Genomic DNA, 19,969 nt, shown 5'->3' with positions numbered 1-19,969 from the left:
AAATAAAAACCGGCGCTGGCTGATGGCGTTAGACCACCAACAGCACCGGGAGAGGGATCGTTGTATTGGCGCGAACGTTTACGGCAGCGCGGCGACCACCGACAGTTCCACCAGGATATGCGGCTCACACAGTTTCGCTTCAACGGTGGCACGGGCCGGGGCTACGCCTTTTGGCAGCCAGGTGTCCCACACCGAGTTCATGCCGGCGAAGTACGCGTCGATGTCCTTCAGGTAAATCGTTACCGACAGCAAACGGCTTTTGTCGGTCCCTGCCAGATCCAGCATGCGCTCGATGTTGGCCAGGGTCTCCCGGGTTTGCTGCTCAATCCCGGCGTTCATGTCGTCGCCTACTTGCCCCGCCAGGTAAACGGTGCCCCCATGGACAACGATCTGGCTCATGCGCTCATTGGTGAGCTGGCGCTGGATTGACATGCTTTGCGGTCTCCTGAATTTTGCTGCCATAACGGGAAATATCGAGGCCTTCGGCACTTATCTGCGGAGTTTTCTTCGCCATCAGATCGGCCAGCAAGCGACCGGAACCGCAAGCCATGGTCCAGCCAAGCGTACCGTGTCCGGTGTTCAGGAACAGGTTACCAAACGGGGTCGCACCCACGATTGGCGTGCCATCCGGCGTGGTCGGACGCAGGCCGGTCCAGAAACTGGCCTCGGCCAGATTGCCGCCCTGAGGATAAAGGTCGTTGACGATCATCTCCAGGGTTTCGCGTCGACGCGGGTTCAGCGACAGGTCAAAACCGGCGATTTCCGCCATGCCGCCCACGCGGATGCGGTTGTCGAAGCGGGTGATCGCGACCTTGTAGGTCTCGTCCAGGATGGTCGAAGTCGGGGCCATCGCCGGGTTGGTGATTGGCACGGTCAACGAGTAACCCTTGAGCGGGTACACCGGCGCGCGGATGCCCAATGGCTTGAGCAGTTGCGGCGAGTAGCTGCCGAGCGCCAACACGTAACGATCGGCAGTTTCCAGCTTGCCGTCGATCCAGACGCCGTTGATGCGATCACCGGCGTAATCGAGACGCTGGATGTCCTGGTCGAAACGGAATTCCACGCCGAGTTTCACGGCCATTTCGGCGAGGCGCGTGGTGAACATCTGGCAGTCGCCGGTCTGGTCGTTCGGCAGGCGCAAGGCACCGGCGAGGATATCCGTGACGTTGGCCAGGGCCGGTTCTACACGGGCAATGCCTTCACGGTCGAGCAATTCGAATGGCACACCCGACTCTTTCAAAACGGCGATGTCTTTTGCGGCGCCATCGAGTTGGGCCTGGGTACGGAACAGTTGGGTAGTCCCCAGGCTGCGGCCTTCGTAGGCAATACCGGTTTCCGCCCGCAATTCGTCCAGGCAGTCGCGGCTGTACTCGGACAGACGGACCATGCGCTCCTTGTTCACCGCATAACGGCTGGCGGTGCAGTTACGCAGCATCTGCGCCATCCACAGGTACTGGTCGATGTCGGCGGTAGCCTTGATGGCCAGCGGGGCGTGGCGCTGCAACAGCCACTTGATGGCCTTGAGCGGCACGCCTGGGGCGGCCCACGGTGAGGCATAACCCGGCGATACCTGGCCGGCGTTGGCAAAACTGGTCTCCATGGCGGCAGCCGGCTGACGATCCACCACCACCACTTCAAACCCGGCACGCGCCAGATAATAAGCACTGGTGGTACCGATGACGCCGCTACCCAAGACCATAACGCGCATGTTGTATCCCTCATCGCGGCACGCCGCTGACGTTTGTTGTTCAGACCGTAGATGTGGGCAGTGTAAAAAAGTTTAGCCAGTGCATTTCACTATATAAGCGCCTATATTTGGCGACAATTCTCGGCAAAAACGCTTTTCACGGAGGCGCATCCCCTATGCGTACCAACACACAGACAAAACGTGAGCTGGACAAGATCGACCGCAACATCCTGCGGATCCTGCAAGCGGACGGACGTATTTCCTTCACTGAGCTTGGGGAAAAGGTCGGGCTGTCCACCACGCCCTGTACCGAGCGGGTTCGGCGCCTGGAGCGCGAAGGAATCATCATGGGCTACAACGCCCGGCTCAACCCGCAGCACCTCAAGGGGAGTCTGCTGGTGTTCGTTGAGATCAGTCTCGACTACAAGTCTGGCGATACTTTCGAAGAATTCCGGCGCGCCGTGCTGAAACTACCTCACGTGCTGGAATGCCATCTGGTGTCAGGGGACTTCGACTACCTGGTGAAGGCGCGGATTTCCGAGATGGCCTCGTACCGCAAATTGCTGGGCGACATCCTGCTCAAGCTGCCGCATGTACGCGAGTCCAAGAGCTATATCGTGATGGAAGAGGTGAAGGAGAGCTTGAGCTTGCCGATTCCGGATTGAGTTTTTGCGAGGCCTGTCAGGACCTCATCGCGGCGGTTCGACGCCTCGACAAGCCCGCTCCCACAGGGTTTTGCTGTGAACACAGATCCTGTGACCGACGCAAAATACTGTGGGAGCGGACTTGCTCCGGGAGGCGTTCCGACGATGCAGGCGACTCGGTCCAAAGGCTAGACCAACACCTGCCGATTCCCCGCCATGTACTCGAACACCTGCTTCTCCACCCGAGGATGGATCAACTCCGCCGGCCGCCGCCCATTCGGGCATGGCAGCGTATTGGTCGTGCCGAACAACCGACAGATCAGCGGGCGCTCCTCATACACCGTGCAGCCATTTGGCCCCAGGTGCACACAGTTGAGCTCTTCCATGGCCGCGTCCTGCTCGGCGCGGGTCTTGCGCGGCAGGCGGGACATTTCTTCGGGCGAAGTCGTCACCGGTCCGCAACAGTCATGGCAGCCGGGTACGCACTCGAACGAGGGGATCTGCTGACGCAGCTCGCGGATTTTCTGACTGTTGCAACTCATCCAGGTCCAGACCCAAAAACGCTATAGAACCAGGATTTTGCCGCAAACACCCCTATCCCGTCTGCCTTGGCCGACCAATGTTGCCCGTATCGGAAGGCGCGGCTTATGCTCCGTCAAATTTATCAGGACCTGAATCAGGATGAAGCCCATGAACGCCGGCGCCCAGCACGCTGCCTCCTATTACGCCGCCAGCAGCGTGTATCAGCCCGACTATCCAGCGCTGACGGGTGAGGTGGTAGCGGATGTGTGCGTGGTCGGTGGTGGGTTTTCCGGGCTGAACACCGCGCTGGAACTGGCCGAGCGCGGCCTCGATGTGGTGCTGCTCGAGGCCCGCAAAGTGGGCTGGGGCGCCAGCGGGCGCAATGGCGGGCAATTGATCCGCGGCGTCGGCCATGGCCTCGATCAGTTCGCCAACGTGATCGGCTCGGAGGGCGTGCGTGAGATGAAACTCATGGGCCTGGAGGCAGTGGAAATCGTGAGGCAGCGCGTCGAGCGATTTCGGATCCCTTGCGACCTGACCTGGGGCTACTGCGACCTCGCCAACAAACCCCGCGACCTGGAAGGCTTTGCCGAAGACGCCGAAGAACTGCGCAGCCTGGGTTATCGCTATGAAACCCGACTGCTGCAAGCGAGTGAAATACACACGGTGGTGGGTTCAGATCGTTATGTTGGCGGCCTCATCGACATGGGGTCGGGGCATTTGCATCCGTTGAACCTGGCGCTGGGTGAAGCGGCCGTCGCACAGCAACTGGGGGTGAGGCTGTTCGAGCAGTCAGCCGTGACCGGCATCGATTACGGCCCCGAAGTCAAAGTGCGCACCGCCCAGGGCTCGGTACGCGCCAAAACCCTGGTGCTGGGGTGCAACGCCTACCTCAACCAGCTCAACCCTCAACTGAGCGGCAAAGTGCTGCCCGCCGGCAGTTACATCATCGCCACCGAACCCTTGAGCGAGGAGCAGGCTCACGCGCTGCTGCCGCAGAACATGGCAGTCTGTGACCAACGGGTGGCACTGGATTACTACCGGCTCTCGGCGGATCGGCGCTTGCTGTTCGGCGGCGCCTGCCATTACTCAGGGCGAGATCCGAAGGATATCGCGGCGTACATGCGGCCAAAGATGCTTGAGGTATTCCCGCAACTGGATGGGGTGAGGATCGACTTTCAGTGGGGCGGGATGATTGGCATTGGCGCCAATCGCCTGCCGCAGATCGGCCGGCTCAAGGATCAACCCAATGTCTATTACGCCCAGGCGTATTCCGGCCATGGGGTGAACGCCACACACCTGGCGGGCAAGTTGCTGGCCGAGGCCATCAGCGGCCACCACAGTGGAGGGTTCGATCTGTTTGCCAAGGTGCCCCACATGACCTTTCCGGGCGGCAAGCATTTGCGTTCGCCGTTGCTGGCGCTGGGGATGTTGTGGCATCGGCTAAAGGAGTTGGTCTGACAGATTTTTGGTGACTGTATCGGCCCCATCGCGGGCAAGCCCGCTCCCACAATGGTCCGGTGTATACAGATCCACTGTGGGAGCGGGCTTGCCCGCGATGGGGCCGATACAAACTACATCAAAATCAGATCCTCCAGAAAGGCTTCAACCCCTCCTCCACCGCCTGTTCCCGGGTCAAGCCAATGTCCTTGAGCTGCGCCGGCGTCAGGTCGAGCAGCGCCTTGCGCGTGTGCAGACGTTGCCGGAACAGGGCCCAGCGGCTGAGGCCAGACGCGGCGTTGCGCATGGGCGCCTCGCGCGCATCGTTTTTCTGCCCTGCCTCCAGTTCCTGACTGCGTAACGTCAGCCGCACATCGCTCAAGCCGTTCATGTTGATTGCTCCTGTTTACTTGGGTAGCCAGAGGTTTCATGATGCGTGGGTGAGCAAAAGCATTACAGATCCAATACACAGGTATTAATTCCATACAGACTTGCCGATTCCGCCACTGAATCAGCATTTTTGGCTCGATCTGTACTGGTCAGCCTAATCACCCATCTTGAGACTGCGCCATGACCCTTTACGTAAACCTCGCCGAGTTGCTCGGCACGCGTATCGAACAAGGCTTCTATCGCCCCGGTGACCGGCTGCCCTCGGTGCGGGCCTTGAGCGTGGAGCACGGGGTCAGCCTGAGCACGGTGCAACAGGCCTATCGGGTACTGGAAGACAGCGGGCTGGCGATGCCCAAACCCAAGTCAGGTTATTTCGTGCCGGTTGGCCGTGAGCTGCCGGAATTGCCGGCGATTGGCCGCCCGGCGCAACGCCCGGTGGACATTTCGCAGTGGGATCAAGTGCTGGAACTGATTCGCGCCGTACCGCGCAAGGACGTGGTGCAACTGGGTCGCGGCATGCCGGACATCACCACGCCCACCATGAAGCCGCTGCTGCGCAACCTCGCGCGCATCAGTCGCCGACAGGACATGCCGGGGCTGTATTACGACAACATCCACGGCTCCCTGGAGCTGCGCGAACAGATCGCCCGTTTGATGCTCGATTCAGGCTGCCAGTTGACCGCCAACGATCTGGTGGTCACCACCGGTTGCCACGAAGCGCTGTCCACCAGCATCCGCGCGATCTGCGAGCCGGGCGACATCGTTGCCGTCGACTCGCCGAGCTTTCATGGCGCCATGCAGACACTCAAGGGCTTGAACATGAAAGCCCTGGAAATCCCCACCGACCCACTCACCGGGATCAGCCTCGATGCCCTGGAACTGGCCCTGGAGCAATGGCCGATCAGGGCCATACAGTTGACCCCCAACTGCAATAACCCGCTGGGCTACATCATGCCGGAGTCGCGCAAACGTGCCCTGCTGACCCTGGCACAGCGCTTCGACGTGGCGATTATCGAAGATGATGTGTATGGCGAATTGGCTTACAACTACCCGCGACCGCGCACCATTAAATCCTTCGACGAAGATGGCCGCGTCCTACTTTGCAGTTCATTTTCCAAGACCCTGGCCCCCGGCCTGCGCATTGGCTGGGTTGCACCGGGCCGCTATCTTGAGCGGGTACTGCACATGAAGTACATCAGCACGGGTTCCACCGCGCCGCAACCGCAGATCGCCATTGCCGAATTTCTCAAGGCCGGTCACTTTGAACCGCATTTAAGGCGGATGCGCACGCAATACCAGCGCAATCGCGACATGATGATTGATTGGGTCAGCCGCTATTTCCCCGCCGGCACTCGGGCAAGCCGTCCCCAGGGCAGCTTCATGCTGTGGGTGGAGCTACCCGATGGCTTCGACACCTTGAAACTCAATCGCGCGCTGCACGACGAAGGCGTACAGATTGCCGTGGGCAGCATCTTTTCCGCCTCGGGCAAGTATCGCAATTGCCTGCGGATGAACTACGCTGCCAAGCCAACACCGCAGATCGAAGAAGCGGTGCGCAAGGTGGGCGCAGCAGCCATCAAACTGCTCGCGGAAAATGACAGCTTCACTGACTGACTTTTTCGCTTTAATCAGCGTCCATATGCCGACACCCGCCGCCATTCGGAAAGATCCTACGTGAGAGTCAGACAGCCCCTGCTTGGTCTTTTGCTGCTCGCTTCACTCTTGGGCGGCTGCGCCGGCCTGGATGTGCAACGTCACCCGAGTCAGGCGCTGCCGGCCAGTGATTCGGCGTTTGGCCGCTCGATCCAGGCCCAGGCCGAGCCCCATGAAGGCAAATCCGGCTTTCGCCTGCTGTCCAACAGCAGCGAGGCCTTCATGGCCCGGGCCGAGCTGATCCGCAACGCCCAAAGCAGCATCGATTTGCAGTACTACATCGTCCACGACGGCATCAGCACGCGCATGCTGGTGGAGGAACTGCTCAAGGCAGCCGACCGTGGCGTACGAGTCCGGATTCTGCTCGACGACACCACCAGCGATGGCCTGGACTGGATCATCGCCACGCTGGCCGCACACCCGCAGATCCAGATCCGTCTGTTCAATCCACTGCACCTGGGTCGTTCCACTGGTGTGACGCGGGCCATGGGTCGACTGTTCAACCTGTCGCTGCAACACCGGCGCATGCACAACAAGTTGTGGCTGGCCGACAACAGCGCGGCCATCGTCGGCGGGCGCAACCTGGGCGATGAATATTTCGATGCCGAACCCAATTTCAATTTCACCGACATCGACTTGTTGAGCGTCGGCCCGGTCGCCGAGCAGCTTGGCCACAGTTTCGACCAGTACTGGAACAGCGCGCTGAGCAAGCCGATCGACGAATTCCTGTCGAGCAAGCCTACGCAAAAGGACCTGCAAAACACCCGCACGCGCCTGGAAGAATCATTGGAGGAGACGCGCAAACAGAATCACGCGCTGTATCAACAACTGATGACTTACACCACACAGCCGCGCCTGGATATCTGGCGCCGAGAGCTGATCTGGGCCTGGAACCAGGCGTTGTGGGACGCGCCGAGCAAAGTCCTGGCAGACGGCGAGCCCGACCCGCTCCTGCTGCTGACCACGCAGTTGGCGCCTGAGCTCAACAGGGTCAGCAAAGAGCTGATCATGATCTCGGCCTACTTCGTCCCAGGACAGCCAGGGCTGGTTTACCTCACGGGCCGCGCAGACGCCGGCGTCTCGGTCAGCCTGTTGACCAATTCGCTGGAGGCTACCGACGTGCCGGCGGTGCATGGCGGTTATGCGCCCTACCGCCGGGCGCTGCTGGAACATGGGGTGAAATTGTACGAATTGCGTCGCCAGCCCGGCGAAGGCGGCGGCAGCGGGCCGCACATCTTCTACAGCAAGTCGTTTCGCGGTTCCGATTCCAGCCTGCACAGCAAGGCGATGATCTTCGACCAGCAGAAATCTTTCATCGGCTCATTCAATTTCGATCCGCGCTCCGTGCTGTGGAACACTGAGGTCGGCGTGCTGGTCGACAGCCCCGAGCTGGCGACCCATGTGCGTAAGGCAGCGCTGGAGGGTATGGCACCGCCGCTAAGCTATGAAGTGAAACTGGAAAATGACCGGATTGTCTGGGTCACCGAGGACGATGGCCAGATGCACACACTGACCCGTGAGCCCGGCAGCTACTGGCGCCGGTTCAATGCGTGGATCAGCAAGGCGGTAGGGTTGGAGAAGATGCTCTAACTCAAACTTTCCCTCCCCCTGTAGGAGCGAGCATGCTCGCTCCTACAGGAGACAGAAGGAAGCAGAAGGGACCAGGCCAGGCTCAGGCCGGTTCGGCCACCGTGCCAAACGCCCCCTGTCGGGTCAGCAGAATCACCAGGCCCAAGGCCCCTGCGGCCATGAACAACGGCAAGGCGTGCCCACTGATCCACTGACTGCCCGCACCAGCCACCAGCGGCCCCACCAGGCATCCCACGCCCCACAGCTGCGCAATGTGCGCATTGGCTCGCACCAGCGCATCGTCGCGATATCGCTCGCCGATCAGGATCAGCGACAACGTGAACAAGCCACCGGCACTGGCGCCGAACAGCACCCACAGCGGCCAGATCAACAACGTATTGAGCAGCAACGGGATGGCGAGGCTCGAAAGCAGCAGCACCACCGCGCAACCGCCAAACAGGGTGCGACGCGACAGACGATCCGCCAACGCACCGATCGGCAGTTGCAGCAAGGCATCTCCCAACACGACGGTGCTGACCATTGCCAGGGCGATGTCCGTGGTAAAGCCCTGTTGCAGGCAGTAGACCGGCAGCAAAGTCAGGATCATTGCTTCGAACGCGGCGAACAATGCCACGCCCCAGGCGATCGCCGGCAACCCCCGGCAAAACACCCACAAGTCGCCAAACGTCACGCTGCACGCTTCGCTGCTGGGCGCGCCGCTGCGACCCAGCAACAGGAACGGTGCGGCCGTGAGCAAGCCGACGCCAACCCAGAATCCGTAATCGTGCTCGGTGCCCAATACGCCCAGTAACACCGGGCCGGCCAACTGGCTCAACGCATAGCTGCTGCCATACAGCGCCACCAGCCGACCGCGCCATTGCTCGACGACCAACTGGTTGATCCAGCTCTCGCCAAGGATGAACACCAAGGTCAGGATGACGCCGATCATCAGGCGCAGCACCAGCCACACCGGGTAACTGGGCAACAGGGCCAACAGACCGATCGATACCGCCCCGGCCCACAGGCACAGGCGCATCAGATTGGCGGTGCCGAGGCGCGCCGCCAGGTGGCTGGAGATTTTCGCACCCAGCAACACGCCAATCGCCGGCATTGCCGCCATCACACCAATGGCAAACGAGCCGTAGCCCCAGCCTTCCAGGCGAAACGACACCAGCGGCATGCTCACACCCAGGGCCAGGCCAACGCTCAAGACAGCGGCCAACACGGCGAAATAAGTCGCCCAACGCATGTTCCACGCTCCTGTGGATAACTATTCTCTGCAGGCATCACAAAGCAAATGTGGGAGCGGGCTTGCTCGCGAATGCGGCGGGTCAGTCAACATCATTGCTGAATGACACACCGAATTCGCGAGCAAGCCCGCTCCCACAAGGGATCTGTGGAGTTCAGAGGCCCCCTGAGGGCCTCGTCACCGGCTTACAACTTGATCCAGGTCGCCTTCAGTTCGGTGTATTTGTCGAATGCGTGCAGCGACTTGTCGCGGCCGTTACCAGACTGCTTGAAGCCACCGAACGGGGCGGTCATGTCGCCACCATCGTATTGGTTCACCCACACGCTACCGGCACGTAAGGCCCGGGCAGTCAGGTGCGCCTTGGAGATGTCCTGGGTCCACACGGCAGCAGCCAGGCCATACGGCGTGTCGTTGGCAATCGCGATGGCTTCCTCGGCGGTATCGAAGGCGATGACCGACAGCACCGGGCCGAAAATTTCTTCCTGGGCGATTTTCATCGCATTACTCACGCCGTCGAAAATCGTCGGCTCAACGTAGGTGCCACCGGTTTCCTGCAGCGTACGCTTGCCGCCAGCGACCAATTTGGCGCCATCGCTGTGGCCAGACTCGATGTACGACAGCACGGTATTCATCTGCTGGGTATCGACCAGCGCGCCAACGTTGGTCGCCGGATCCAGCGGGTTGCCCGGCTTCCAGGTTTTCAACGCTTCGATCACCAGAGGCAGGAATTTATCCTTGATCGAACGCTCGACCAGCAGGCGCGATCCGGCGGTGCAGACTTCGCCCTGGTTGAAGGCGATAGCACCCGCGGCAGCCTCAGCGGCGGCTTGCAAGTCCGGGGCATCGGCGAACACGATGTTTGGGCTCTTGCCTCCGGCTTCGAGCCAGACACGCTTCATGTTCGACTCGCCGGAGTAGACCAGCAGTTGCTTGGCGATCTTGGTCGAACCGGTAAACACCAGGGTGTCGACGTCATTGTGCAGACCCAGGGCCTTGCCGACCGTATGACCGTAACCCGGCAGCACGTTCAGCACGCCTTTCGGAATGCCGGCTTCGACAGCCAGCGCCGCGATGCGGATGGCGGTCAGCGGTGATTTTTCCGACGGCTTGAGCACCACCGAGTTACCGGTGGACAGCGCCGGCCCCAGTTTCCAGCAAGCCATCATCAGCGGAAAGTTCCATGGCACGATGGCGCCAACCACGCCCACGGGCTCACGGGTGACCAGGCCCAATTGGTCGTGCGGGGTCGCGGCGACTTCGTCGTAGATCTTGTCGATGGCCTCCCCGCTCCAGCTCAGGGCCTGCGCCGCGCCGGGAACGTCGATGTACAGGGAGTCGCTGATCGGCTTGCCCATGTCCAGGGTTTCGAGCAAGGCCAGCTCTTCGGCGTGCTGCTTGAGCAGGCCGGCGAAGCGAATCATCGTGGCTTTACGCTTGGTCGGCGCCAGGCGCGACCAGACGCCGGAATTGAATGTGGCACGGGCATTTTCCACCGCACGCTGGGCATCGGCAGCGTCACAGCTGGCGATCTTACCCAGCAGACGGCCATCGACCGGGCTGATGCAGTCAAAAGTCTCGCCGGAGACAGCATCGGTGTATTCGCCATTGATGTACGCGCGGCCTTCGATTTTCAGATCGCGAGCACGTTGCTCCCAATCGGCACGAGTCAGGGTGGTCATTCGAGTGTCCTCCTCTTATTGAATACGAGCGCCGCGCGTTTTTCGCGGGCGTCCCCGGCAATCTGCCCGGCCAGCCTGTTAATCGGCGCAGAGCAACCGCCACCCTAAACCAGTGAGCGGGGTTGTTTCAATATATTTGACATAAGGTCGGCAAACGGCCTTGCGGTGTTCAATTTAATAAACATAGACTTTGGACATTCCAGCCACTCGCGCCGCAATCACGGGGGATTACAACAATGAGCATCCAGAACATCGTCGACTTCAGCCAGGCCACCACCGAGGCAGAACGCTACCGGCCAGACCCGGCGAAAATCCTCAAGGGCGATCCTGAACAGGTGGTGTTCAACCACTACAACAGCCCGTGCGGCCAGTTGAACGCCGGTGTCTGGGAAGGTGCGGTGGGCCAGTGGCACGTGAACTTCACCGAGCACGAGTATTGCGAAATCATCCAGGGCGTTTCGGTGCTGCGCGACAACGACGGCAACAGCAAGACCGTGCGCGCCGGAGATCGCTTCGTCATCCCGGCCGGGTTCCGGGGCACCTGGGAAGTGCTTGAGCCGTGCCGCAAGATTTATGTGGCGTTTGAGCAGAAGGCCTGAGGACAGGGCTGAACCGGATCTCTGTAATGACCAGAACAGACAATACAAATCCATCAGGCACAAAAAAGGCCCGTATCTCGCGATACGGGCCTTTTTCACAAGAGGGGAAAATCAATTACTTGATTTTGCCTTCTTTGTAGATCACGTGCTTGCGAACAACCGGATCAAATTTCTTGATCTCGATTTTGTCCGGAGTAGTGCGCTTGTTCTTGTCGGTAGTGTAGAAGTGACCAGTACCGGCGCTCGAAATCAAACGAATCAATTCACGCATGATTATCTCCCTTAGATCTTGCCAGCTTTGCGGATGTCGGCCAGAACGGCAGTGATGCCGCGCTTGTCGATGATACGCATGCCTTTGGCAGATACGCGCAGACGCACGAAACGTTTCTCTTCTTCAACCCAGAAGCGGTGATGCTGCAGGTTAGGCAGGAAACGACGACGGGTTTTGTTGTTTGCGTGGGAAATGTTATTCCCAGTCACCGGACCCTTACCGGTAACTTGACATACTCTAGACATGCCTCAGCCCTCTAAAACCACATGCCCAACCCGGCATGGGTTGGCCGCTTAATCTCTAGTCATTGTGGCGCCAGGCGCCGCGATTCTTTAGAGGTCTTACCGGCTACACCTACAGTGAAGGAACCGGGCCCCTAGAAAAGAGCGCTGCTTTATACCAGAAAGACTGGGGTGCAACAACATTCGGTGTGCGCTGAATCAACAAAAACCCCAATTTTCCGGCTTCAGGCGCCTTGAACAAAGGCTGCCGACGCTGGCGACCGCTCGTCGCAGAAAACCGCCTTACAGACGAGCCCGACGATTTTCCCGGTCGACGCCTGCAAAAACAAGGGCACCTCGTCCCCTAAAAATGAAAAAGGGGATAGTCATTTGCAAAGGAGCCCACTAGGGTAAGCCTTTTCCAGACTGCACTTGCAGATGGGCCTTCGATCTGTAAAGGAATCCGACCATGCGCCTTGCTGCCCTACCGCTGTTGCTTGCCCCGCTTCTGTTGAGCCCATTGGCCCAGGCCGCCGCCCTGAGCGTGTGCACCGAGGCCAGCCCTGAAGGGTTCGATGTGGTGCAATACAACTCGCTGACCACCACCAATGCCTCGGCCGACGTGCTGATGAACCGCCTGGTGGACTTCGACACTGCCAGCGGCAAAGTGGTCGCCGGGCTGGCCGAGAGCTGGGAAGTCACGCCCGACGGATTGACCTACGTGTTCAAGCTGCGCCCGCAGGTGAAGTTCCACCGCACCGAGTATTTCAGTCCGAACCGCGACCTCACGGCCGAAGACGTGAAGTTCAGCTTCGATCGCATGCTCGACCCGGCGAATCCCTGGCATAAAGTCGCCCAGAGCGGTTTCCCGCACGCGCAATCGATGCAACTGCCAACGCTGATCAAGAAAATCGACGCGCTGGACCCGCTGACCGTGCGCTTCACGCTGGATCACGCCGACTCGACTTTCCTCGCCACCCTGAGCATGGGTTTCGCCTCGATCTACTCGGCCGAGTACGCCGACAAACTGATGAAGGCTGGCACGCCCGAGAAACTCAACAGTCAGCCGATTGGCACCGGGCCGTTCGTGTTCACACGCTTCCAGAAAGACGCCTCGGTTCGTTACAAGGCCAACCCGGACTACTTTGGCGGCAAACCTTCAGTGGACCCCCTGATTTTCGCCATCACGCCGGACGCCAACGTCCGCTTGCAGAAACTGCGGCGTAACGAATGCCAGATCGCCCTGTCGCCTAAACCTCTGGACGTGCAAGCAGCGCTGAAAGAGCCGACCTTGAAAGTCGAAAAGACCGACGCCTTCATGACGGCGTTCGTCGGCATCAACAGCCAGCACCCGCCGCTGGACAAACCTGAGGTGCGGCAGGCGATCAACCTGGCGTTCGACAAGACCAGCTACCTCAAAGCCGTGTTCGAAGACACCGCCGAAGCGGCCAACGGTCCGTACCCGCCAAACACCTGGAGCTACGCGAAGAACCTGCCGGGTTACGCGCACGATGTCGAGAAAGCCAAGGCACTGATGGCCAAGGCCGGGCTCAAGGAAGGCTTCCAGACCACCATCTGGACGCGCCCGTCGGGCAGCTTGCTCAACCCCAACCCGAGCCTCGGCGCGCAGATGCTGCAATCGGACCTGGCGGAAATCGGCATCCAGGCCGAGATTCGGGTGATCGAATGGGGCGAACTGATCCGCCGGGCCAAGGCCGGCGAACACGACCTGCTTTTCATGGGCTGGGCGGGCGACAACGGCGACCCGGACAACTTCCTCACGCCGCAGTTTTCCTGCGCTGCGGTCAAGTCCGGCACCAACTTCGCCCGCTACTGCAACCAGGACCTGGACCGGCTGATCAGTGCCGGCAAGACCACGGGCGAACAAGGCGTACGAACCAAGTTGTATGAACAGGCACAAGCGCAGATCCAGCAACAGGCACTCTGGCTGCCACTGGCCCACCCGACGGCCTTCGCCCTGACACGCAAGGACGTCACCGGTTATACGGTGAGCCCGTTTGGGCGGCAGGATTATTCTAAAATCAGCTTCAAGCCATAAGCTTCGAGCTCCAAGTTAAAGCAGTCCTCGCACCGCTTTAGCTTGGAGCTTGAAGCTTGAAGCTTGAAGCTTGAAGCTGCTCCCCTACATCCACCCATACTCTGCCATCGACAACGGATCCCCATCGCCGATGATGAAGTGATCCAATACGCGCACGTCGATCAGGCTCAGCGCCTCTTGCAGGCGCCTGGTTAATTTTCGATCAGCTTCACTGGGGTCCGAATTGCCCGATGGGTGGTTGTGACACAGAATCAACGCCGCAGCGTTGTGGGCCAGGGCACGCTTGACCACCTGGCGCGGATAAACACTGGTGGTATCGATGGAGCCGCGAAACAGCGACTCGAACGCCAGCACTCGGTGCTTGGAATCAAGGAACAGGCAGCCGAAGACCTCATGGGGCTCATGGCGCAGCATCGACTTGAGGTACTCACGCACCACCACGGGATTCTCCAGTACGGAATCATGCCGAAGCCGCTCCGCCAGATGTCGCCGAGCCATCTCCAACACCGCCTGCAACTGCACGAACTTGGCCGGCCCGAGACCGAGCTGGCCGCTGAAGGTGCGCAAATCTGCCTCCATCAACCGGCGCAGACTGCCAAATTGGCTTAATAGATGGCGCGCCAGATCCACGGCGCTTTTACCGGACACCCCGGTACGGAGGAAGATCGCCAGCAGCTCGGCGTCCGAGAGACTCGTCGAGCCCTGCTCCAACAGTTTCTCCCGCGGCCGCTCCGCCGCCGGCCAATTGCGAATACTCATAACACCTCCCTGGTCTGTGGGCGCCGCTGCTCCATAGCGGTCGCTGTGATATCTTAGCCCATCTTTTTTGTGGGCGATTTCACTCCTGGGGAGGGGGTATCGCCACACAGTCATCAACGAAATGAAAGGCAGACCTATGCAGCGGCTGTATCGGAAACGCATCGTTCTGGGCGTCGGCGGCGGCATTGCAGCCTACAAGAGCGCCGACCTGGTTCGCCGCCTGATCGACCAGGGCGCCGAGGTGCGCGTGGTCATGACCCGTGGTGGCAGCGAGTTCATCACCCCACTGACCATGCAAGCGTTGTCCGGCCATCCGGTCCACCTGGACCTGCTGGACCCTGCGGCCGAAGCCGCCATGGGCCACATCGAGCTGGCCAAATGGGCCGACATGGTGCTGATCGCCCCGGCCACCGCCGACCTGATCGCCCGTCTGGCCCAAGGCATCGCCGATGACCTGTTGACCACGCTGGTGCTGGCCACCGATGCCGTGGTCGCCATTGCCCCGGCAATGAACCAGGCCATGTGGCGCGATCCGGCGACCCAGGCCAACCTGCAGGTCCTCGAAAGCCGCGACATCAAGGCCTTTGGTCCTGCCTCCGGGAGCCAGGCCTGCGGCGACGTCGGCCTGGGCCGCATGCTCGAAGCCGTCGATCTCGCCCAATGCGCCGCTGACTGCTTCAAACGCCAGGCGCTGACGGGCAAACACGTACTGATCACCGCTGGCCCGACCCAGGAAAACATTGACCCGGTGCGCTACATCACCAACCACAGCTCCGGGAAAATGGGCTTTGCCCTGGCCGAAGCCGCAGTGGAAGCCGGCGCCCGCGTCACCCTGATCACCGGCCCGGTGCATCTGCCGACCCCGGATCGCGTCACGCGAATCGACGTAGTCAGCGCCCGCGACATGCTGGCCGCCTGCGAAGCCGCGATCCCTTGCGACCTGTTCATCGCCTCGGCAGCAGTCGCGGATTACCGCCCGGAAGTGGTCGCCCCACAAAAACTCAAGAAAGACCCTACGAGCGGCGACGGCCTGTTGCTACAGATGGTGCGCAACCCGGACATCCTGGCCACCATTGCCACGCGCCCCGACCGTCCGTTCAGTGTCGGTTTCGCCGCCGAGACCGAACACCTGCTCGACTACGCTGCACGCAAGTTGAAAGACAAGAACCTCGATCTGATCGTCGCCAACGACGTCGCCAACCCGAGCATTGGCTTCAACAGTGAAGAAAACGCCTGCAGCGTGATCGACCGAGAGCTGCACGCCACGCTTTTCGCCCAGACCAGCAAGGGCAAAATCGCTCGCCAACTGATCACTTTTATCGCCGAACGTCTGAACCAGGTTTAATTCAATGCACGCTTTGCAAGCCAAAATCCTCGACCCACGCATCGGCAGCGAATTCCCGCTGCCCCAGTACGCCACGCCAGGCTCCGCCGGCCTCGACCTGCGCGCGATGCTGGACAAGGACACCATCATCCGGCCTGGTGAAACCCTGCTGATCCCGACCGGCCTGTCCGTCTACATCGGTGATCCGGGCCTGGCCGCGCTGATTCTGCCGCGCTCCGGCATGGGGCATAAGCACGGTATCGTGCTGGGTAACCTGGTCGGCCTGATCGACTCCGATTACCAGGGCCCACTGATGGTGTCGTGCTGGAACCGTGGCCAAAACGACTTCAACATCGTGGTTGGCGAGCGCCTGGCCCAGCTGGTGCTGGTTCCCGTCGTACAGGCCCACTTCGAAATGGTCGAAGAGTTCGTAGAAACCGAGCGTGGCACGGGTGGTTTCGGGCATTCCGGCCGCCATTGATCCAAGTTCAGGCTGGGCGCCCTGCCCGGCCTGATCCGTTTTCGGCATTTTCAGGATGAAAATTGCACCGAGGTGATCTGCAGGGTTTAGCGCTGAAATCAAGGCATTGGTGGCTCGGATGCGAGCCCGCTTGGGTGGCATGGCCTTTTCGCACCACGAACTCTCTGCGCAAAACGCCGTCATACCCTTCAGTTTGAGCCAGCCGGCGAGCTTTTTCCGCGCACAGGTCCAGTCATTTTCGAGATGGAGCATCCCTACAGATGAACACCCCAGCCACCGTCGTACCCAAGTTCCCAGACAGCATTTTCCGCGCCTATGACATTCGTGGCACCGTTCCGGAGTTCCTCAATGCCGAGACCGCCTACTGGCTGGGCCGCGCCATTGGCGCACAGAGCCTGGCCCAAGGTGAACCGAACGTTTGCGTAGGCCGTGATGGCCGCCTGTCGGGCCCGGAACTGGTGGCTCAACTGATCAAGGGCCTGGCCGAAGCGGGCTGCCACGTCAGCGACGTCGGCCTGGTGCCGACGCCTGCCCTGTACTTCGCCGCCAATGTACTGGCGGGCAAGTCCGGTGTGATGCTCACCGGCAGCCACAACCCGTCGAACTACAACGGCTTCAAGATCGTCATCGCCGGCGACACGCTCGCCAACGAGCAGATCCAGGCCCTGCATGACCGCCTCAAGACCAACAACTTGACCCGCGGCAACGGCAGCGTCACTCAAGTCGAAATTCTCGATCGCTACAACACGCAAATCGTCCAGGACATCAAACTGGCGCGCCGCCTGAAAGTCGTGGTCGATTGCGGTAACGGCGCCGCCGGCGTAATCGCCCCGCAACTGATCGAAGCACTCAACTGCGAAGTCATCCCGCTGTTCTGTGAAGTCGACGGCAACTTCCCCAATCACCATCCGGATCCGGGCAAACCCGAGAATCTCGAAGACCTGATCGCCAAGGTCAAGGAAACCAACGCCGACATCGGCCTGGCCTTCGACGGCGACGGCGATCGTGTCGGCGTGGTGACCAACACCGGCAGCATCGTCTACCCGGACCGCCTGCTGATGCTGTTCGCCCGCGACGTGGTGGCGCGCAACCCGGACGCGGAAATCATTTTCGACGTCAAATGCACCCGTCGACTGACGCCGCTGATCAAGGAATACGGTGGCCGGCCGCTAATGTGGAAGACCGGTCACTCGTTGATCAAAAAGAAAATGAAACAATCCGGCGCCCTGTTGGCCGGCGAAATGAGCGGGCACATCTTCTTCAAGGAGCGCTGGTTCGGTTTCGACGACGGCATTTACAGCGCCGCCCGGCTGCTGGAGATCCTGAGCAAGGAAAAATCCAACGCGGAGGAGCTGTTCGCGACCTTCCCGAACGATATTTCTACGCCGGAAATCAATATCCATGTGACCGAAGAGAGCAAATTCAGCATCATTGATGCATTGCACGACGCGCAGTGGGGCGAAGGCGCCGACCTGACCACCATTGACGGCGTGCGAGTCGACTATGCCAAAGGCTGGGGCCTGGTTCGCGCCTCCAACACCACACCGGTGCTGGTGCTGCGCTTCGAGGCCGATGACGAGGCAGAACTTTCGCGCATCCAGGACGTTTTCCGCGTCCAGTTGAAGCGTGTTGCACCTGATCTCCAACTACCGTTCTGATTCACCCGGAGCCCTGAATGACCCTCGAACGCGAAGCCGCTGCCAACACCGCCAAGGTCCTGTCCGAAGCGCTGCCTTACATCCGCCGCTATGTCGGCAAGACGCTGGTGATCAAGTACGGCGGCAACGCGATGGAAAGCGAGGAGCTGAAAACCGGCTTCGCCCGCGACATCGTGCTGATGAAGGCCGTGGGCATCAACCCGGTGGTGGTTCACGGCGGCGGCCCGCAAATCGGTGACCTGCTCAAGCGCCTGTCGATCGAAAGCCACTTTGTCGATGGCATGCGCGTCACCGACGCTGCCACCATGGACGTGGTGGAAATGGTCCTCGGCGGCCAGGTGAACAAGGACATCGTCAACCTGATCAACCGTCACGGCGGCAGCGCCATCGGCCTGACCGGTAAAGACGCCGAGCTGATTCGCGCGAAGAAGCTCACCGTGACCCGCCAAACCCCGGAGATGACCCAGCCGGAAATCATCGACATCGGCCATGTAGGCGAAGTGGTCGGCATCAACACCGACCTGCTGAACTTGCTGGTCAAGGGCGACTTCATTCCGGTAATCGCGCCGATCGGTGTGGGTGCCAACGGCGAGTCGTACAACATCAACGCGGACCTGGTGGCCGGTAAAGTTGCGGAGGCACTGAAAGCCGAAAAGCTGATGCTGCTGACCAACATCGCCGGCCTGATGGACAAGGAAGGCAAAGTACTGACCGGCCTGAGCACCCAGCAGGTCGACGCGCTGATCGCCGACGGCACCATCTACGGCGGCATGCTGCCCAAGATCCGTTGCGCGCTGGAAGCGGTCCAGGGCGGCGTAGGCAGCTCGCTGATCATCGACGGTCGCGTACCGAACGCGATCCTGCTGGAGATCTTCACCGATACCGGCGTGGGCACCCTGATCAGCAATCGCAAGCGTCCGTAAGGGCTGACAGATACAAAAAGACCCCACCCGGCCTGGCCGGGTGGGGTCTTTTTTTGCCTTCCATCTCACACATTACCTGTAGGAGCGAGCTTGCTCCGGGCGGCGTTCCGACGATTGCGGTGTGTCAGCCACTATTTAAGTACCTGACTCACCGCCATCGCGAGCAAGCTCGCTCCTACAGGGGATCGGGGATCAGACGCCAAACTGCGCGCGATACGCCTCGACGGCTGGCAGGTGCTGCTTGAGCTGCGGATCGTCCGCCAAAAATTCCAGCACCTGGTTCAGCGAAACGATGCTGATCACCGGGATGCCGAAGTCACGCTCGACTTCCTGAATGGCCGACAACTCACCGTTGCCGCGCTCCTGACGGTTCAGGGCAATCAGCACGCCCTTGGCCTTGGCGCCGTCCTGGGAGGCGATGATCTGCATCACTTCACGGATGGCGGTGCCGGCGGTGATCACGTCGTCGATGATCAGCACATCACCGGTCAACGGCGCGCCGACCAGGCTGCCGCCTTCACCGTGGGCCTTGGCTTCCTTGCGGTTGAAGCACCACGGCAGATCACGATCATGGTGTTCAGCCAGGGCCACTGCGGTAGCGGCTGCCAATGGAATGCCTTTGTACGCCGGGCCAAACAGAACGTCGAACGAAACACCGCTTTCCACGATGGCCGCTGCGTAGAAACGACCCAGTTGAGCCAGGGCGGAACCCGAGTTGAACAGGCCGGCATTGAAGAAATACGGACTGGTGCGCCCGGACTTCAGGGTGAACTCACCGAAGCGCAAAACGCCGCGATCGATGGCAAAACGAATGAAATCGCGCTGATACGCCTGCATGAAA

At 60.6% G+C, this 19,969-nt stretch carries 19 protein-coding genes and 1 pseudogene; 10 read left to right on the top strand and 10 right to left on the bottom strand.

Annotated features, from left to right (window positions below; genetic code table 11):
- Window positions 1-78 precede the first annotated feature (78 nt).
- The gene (locus AB4N33_RS22385) at window positions 79-432 is read right to left on the bottom strand and encodes a RidA family protein (RefSeq protein ID WP_476458261.1); all 354 of its coding nucleotides are present in this window, start codon (window positions 430-432) and stop codon (window positions 79-81) included.
- Complete coding sequence (gene dadA, locus AB4N33_RS22380; RefSeq protein WP_460119705.1) at window positions 404-1,708, bottom strand: D-amino acid dehydrogenase; 1,305 nt, start codon at window positions 1,706-1,708, stop codon at window positions 404-406. Before dadA ends, AB4N33_RS22385 begins: the two co-directional genes overlap by 29 nt.
- Before the next feature lie 155 nt (window positions 1,709-1,863).
- Between dadA and AB4N33_RS22375 the strand changes: the two genes are divergently transcribed.
- Entirely contained in the window at window positions 1,864-2,352 is a 489-nt protein-coding gene (locus tag AB4N33_RS22375) for an Lrp/AsnC ligand binding domain-containing protein (RefSeq protein ID WP_003177284.1), read from the top strand.
- Window positions 2,353-2,519: 167 nt separating this feature from the next.
- Here the strand turns inward: AB4N33_RS22375 and AB4N33_RS22370 are convergent, their stop codons facing one another.
- Complete coding sequence (locus tag AB4N33_RS22370; RefSeq protein WP_460119703.1) at window positions 2,520-2,873, bottom strand: YkgJ family cysteine cluster protein; 354 nt, start codon at window positions 2,871-2,873, stop codon at window positions 2,520-2,522.
- Window positions 2,874-3,021: 148 nt separating this feature from the next.
- Here AB4N33_RS22370 and AB4N33_RS22365 point away from each other — a divergent pair, with 148 nt between their 5' ends.
- Complete coding sequence (locus AB4N33_RS22365; protein WP_476458260.1) at window positions 3,022-4,314, top strand: NAD(P)/FAD-dependent oxidoreductase; 1,293 nt, start codon at window positions 3,022-3,024, stop codon at window positions 4,312-4,314.
- A gap of 124 nt (window positions 4,315-4,438) precedes the next feature.
- Here the strand turns inward: AB4N33_RS22365 and AB4N33_RS22360 are convergent, their stop codons facing one another.
- Window positions 4,439-4,684 carry a DUF1127 domain-containing protein gene (locus AB4N33_RS22360; protein WP_460119699.1) on the bottom strand — a complete coding sequence of 82 codons (246 nt, stop codon included), beginning with the start codon at window positions 4,682-4,684 and terminating at the stop codon, window positions 4,439-4,441.
- A gap of 179 nt (window positions 4,685-4,863) precedes the next feature.
- Between AB4N33_RS22360 and AB4N33_RS22355 the strand changes: the two genes are divergently transcribed.
- Together AB4N33_RS22355 and AB4N33_RS22350 are read left to right on the top strand one after the other, a co-directional pair.
- Window positions 4,864-6,297 carry an aminotransferase-like domain-containing protein gene (locus AB4N33_RS22355; RefSeq protein ID WP_460119697.1) on the top strand — a complete coding sequence of 478 codons (1,434 nt, stop codon included), beginning with the start codon at window positions 4,864-4,866 and terminating at the stop codon, window positions 6,295-6,297.
- Between the two features lie 60 nt (window positions 6,298-6,357).
- Window positions 6,358-7,926, top strand: a complete 1,569-nt coding sequence (locus AB4N33_RS22350) for a phospholipase D family protein (protein WP_476458259.1) — start codon at window positions 6,358-6,360, stop codon at window positions 7,924-7,926.
- An 82-nt stretch (window positions 7,927-8,008) separates the two neighbouring features.
- On the opposite strand, the gene AB4N33_RS22345 is transcribed toward AB4N33_RS22350, so the two are convergent.
- Both AB4N33_RS22345 and AB4N33_RS22340 read right to left on the bottom strand, forming a co-directional pair.
- Window positions 8,009-9,154 carry an MFS transporter gene (locus AB4N33_RS22345; protein WP_476458258.1) on the bottom strand — a complete coding sequence of 382 codons (1,146 nt, stop codon included), beginning with the start codon at window positions 9,152-9,154 and terminating at the stop codon, window positions 8,009-8,011.
- 185 nt (window positions 9,155-9,339) lie between these two features.
- A complete protein-coding gene (locus AB4N33_RS22340) occupies window positions 9,340-10,833 on the bottom strand; it encodes an aldehyde dehydrogenase (protein WP_460119692.1) in 1,494 nt (497 codons plus the stop codon).
- 236 nt (window positions 10,834-11,069) lie between these two features.
- Between AB4N33_RS22340 and AB4N33_RS22335 the strand changes: the two genes are divergently transcribed.
- Window positions 11,070-11,432, top strand: coding sequence for a cupin domain-containing protein (locus AB4N33_RS22335; RefSeq protein ID WP_476458257.1), 363 nt, complete (start codon window positions 11,070-11,072; stop codon window positions 11,430-11,432).
- 115 nt (window positions 11,433-11,547) lie between these two features.
- On the opposite strand, the gene rpmG is transcribed toward AB4N33_RS22335, so the two are convergent.
- The gene (gene rpmG / locus AB4N33_RS22330; protein WP_007894709.1) at window positions 11,548-11,703 is read right to left on the bottom strand and encodes a 50S ribosomal protein L33; all 156 of its coding nucleotides are present in this window, start codon (window positions 11,701-11,703) and stop codon (window positions 11,548-11,550) included.
- 11 nt (window positions 11,704-11,714) lie between these two features.
- The gene (rpmB, locus tag AB4N33_RS22325; RefSeq protein WP_077044789.1) at window positions 11,715-11,948 is read right to left on the bottom strand and encodes a 50S ribosomal protein L28; all 234 of its coding nucleotides are present in this window, start codon (window positions 11,946-11,948) and stop codon (window positions 11,715-11,717) included.
- Between the two features lie 445 nt (window positions 11,949-12,393).
- Here rpmB and AB4N33_RS22320 point away from each other — a divergent pair, with 445 nt between their 5' ends.
- Window positions 12,394-13,983: an ABC transporter substrate-binding protein gene (locus AB4N33_RS22320; RefSeq protein ID WP_460119686.1), complete on the top strand. Its 1,590-nt coding sequence runs from the start codon at window positions 12,394-12,396 to the stop codon at window positions 13,981-13,983.
- Between the two features lie 84 nt (window positions 13,984-14,067).
- On the opposite strand, the gene radC is transcribed toward AB4N33_RS22320, so the two are convergent.
- A complete protein-coding gene (radC, locus tag AB4N33_RS22315) occupies window positions 14,068-14,742 on the bottom strand; it encodes a RadC family protein (protein WP_460119684.1) in 675 nt (224 codons plus the stop codon).
- A 136-nt stretch (window positions 14,743-14,878) separates the two neighbouring features.
- Between radC and coaBC the strand changes: the two genes are divergently transcribed.
- The 4 genes and pseudogenes from coaBC (at window position 14,879) to argB (ending at window position 19,128) form a co-directional block, all read left to right on the top strand.
- Window positions 14,879-16,087 (top strand): bifunctional phosphopantothenoylcysteine decarboxylase/phosphopantothenate--cysteine ligase CoaBC, encoded by a 1,209-nt coding sequence (coaBC, locus tag AB4N33_RS22310; protein ID WP_460126866.1) that lies wholly within the window; start codon window positions 14,879-14,881, stop codon window positions 16,085-16,087.
- Between the two features lie 4 nt (window positions 16,088-16,091).
- Window positions 16,092-16,547, top strand: a complete 456-nt coding sequence (dut, locus tag AB4N33_RS22305; protein WP_460119682.1) for a dUTP diphosphatase — start codon at window positions 16,092-16,094, stop codon at window positions 16,545-16,547.
- 284 nt (window positions 16,548-16,831) lie between these two features.
- Window positions 16,832-18,205, top strand: a pseudogene (locus tag AB4N33_RS22300) (phosphomannomutase/phosphoglucomutase); the annotation flags it as partial.
- Window positions 18,206-18,222: 17 nt separating this feature from the next.
- Window positions 18,223-19,128 carry an acetylglutamate kinase gene (argB, locus tag AB4N33_RS22295; protein ID WP_192307119.1) on the top strand — a complete coding sequence of 302 codons (906 nt, stop codon included), beginning with the start codon at window positions 18,223-18,225 and terminating at the stop codon, window positions 19,126-19,128.
- A gap of 192 nt (window positions 19,129-19,320) precedes the next feature.
- On the opposite strand, the gene pyrE is transcribed toward argB, so the two are convergent.
- Window positions 19,321-19,965, bottom strand: coding sequence for an orotate phosphoribosyltransferase (gene pyrE / locus AB4N33_RS22290; protein WP_460119680.1), 645 nt, complete (start codon window positions 19,963-19,965; stop codon window positions 19,321-19,323).
- Window positions 19,966-19,969 lie beyond the last annotated feature (4 nt).

The sequence above is a fragment of the Pseudomonas sp. S1_E05 genome, assembly GCF_056337105.1.
The sequence above is the reverse complement of the archived record's forward strand: the minus strand, read 5'-3'. Positions and strand labels throughout refer to the sequence as shown.